This window comes from Oleisolibacter albus (assembly GCF_003336875.1).
Lineage (GTDB): Bacteria > Pseudomonadota > Alphaproteobacteria > Azospirillales > Azospirillaceae > Niveispirillum > Niveispirillum album.
Genome location: NZ_QGNJ01000042.1, coordinates 1 through 1,189, shown reverse-complemented (window position 1 = coordinate 1,189; position 1,189 = coordinate 1). Strand labels below are relative to the sequence as shown.

The 1,189-nt window shown below is 65.7% G+C and carries 1 protein-coding gene; it reads left to right on the top strand.

Going from position 1 to position 1,189, the window contains the following annotated elements:
- The gene (gene tuf / locus DK368_RS21175) at nucleotides 1-1,188 is read left to right on the top strand and encodes an elongation factor Tu (RefSeq protein ID WP_114395954.1); all 1,188 of its coding nucleotides are present in this window, start codon (nucleotides 1-3) and stop codon (nucleotides 1,186-1,188) included.
- Nucleotide 1,189: the final 1 nt, after the last annotated feature.

Sequence of the window (1,189 nt, the reverse complement as noted above, 5' to 3'; positions counted from 1 at the left end):
ATGGCGAAGGCAAAGTTTGAGCGGACGAAGCCGCACTGCAACATCGGCACGATCGGCCACGTGGACCACGGGAAGACGTCGCTGACGGCGGCGATCACGAAGGTTCTGGCTGAGACCGGTGGGGCGACCTTCACCGCCTATGACCAGATCGACAAGGCGCCGGAAGAGAAGGCGCGCGGGATCACGATCTCCACGGCGCACGTGGAGTACGAGACGGCGAACCGTCACTATGCGCACGTGGACTGCCCGGGCCACGCCGACTACGTGAAGAACATGATCACGGGTGCGGCGCAGATGGACGGCGCGATCCTGGTTGTGTCCGCGGCGGACGGCCCGATGCCGCAGACGCGCGAGCACATCCTGCTGGCGCGCCAGGTCGGTGTTCCGGCGCTGGTCGTGTTCCTGAACAAGATGGATCTGGCGGATCCGGACCTGGTTGAGCTGGTTGAGCTCGAGGTTCGCGAGCTGCTGTCGAGCTACGGGTTCCCGGGCGACGACATTCCGATCGTGAAGGGTTCCGCGGTCTGCGCGCTGAACGACACGAACCCGGAGATCGGCCGTGACGCCATCCTGAAGCTGATGGCCGAGGTTGACGCCTACATTCCGCAGCCGGAACGTCCGAAGGACAAGCCGTTCCTGATGCCGATCGAGGACGTGTTCTCGATCTCCGGCCGTGGCACGGTTGTGACCGGCCGCGTGGAGCGCGGTGTGGTGAAGGTCGGCGAGGAAGTCGAGATCGTCGGTATCAAGCCGACGGTGAAGACCACGGTGACCGGCGTCGAGATGTTCCGCAAGCTGCTGGACCAGGGTGAGGCCGGTGACAACATCGGCGCGCTGCTGCGCGGCACCAAGCGCGAGGACGTGGAGCGCGGCCAGGTTCTGGCCAAGCCGGGCTCGATCACCCCGCACACCAAGTTCGAGGCCGAGACCTACATCCTGACGAAGGAAGAGGGTGGCCGTCACACCCCGTTCTTCGCCAACTACCGGCCGCAGTTCTACTTCCGCACCACCGACGTCACCGGCATGGTCACCCTGCCGGAGGGCACCGAGATGGTGATGCCCGGCGACAACATCCGCCTGGGCGTCCAGCTCATCGCCCCGATCGCCATGGATGAGGGCCTGCGCTTCGCCATCCGCGAAGGCGGCCGCACCGTCGGCGCCGGCGTCGTCTCCAAGATCGTCCAGTAAC

Bases quoted from the DNA above. Each gene is read 5' to 3' on its own strand.
- tuf (WP_114395954.1), top strand. From the start codon at position 1: ATGGCGAAGGCAAAGTTTGAGCGGACGAAGCCGCACTGCAACATCGGC.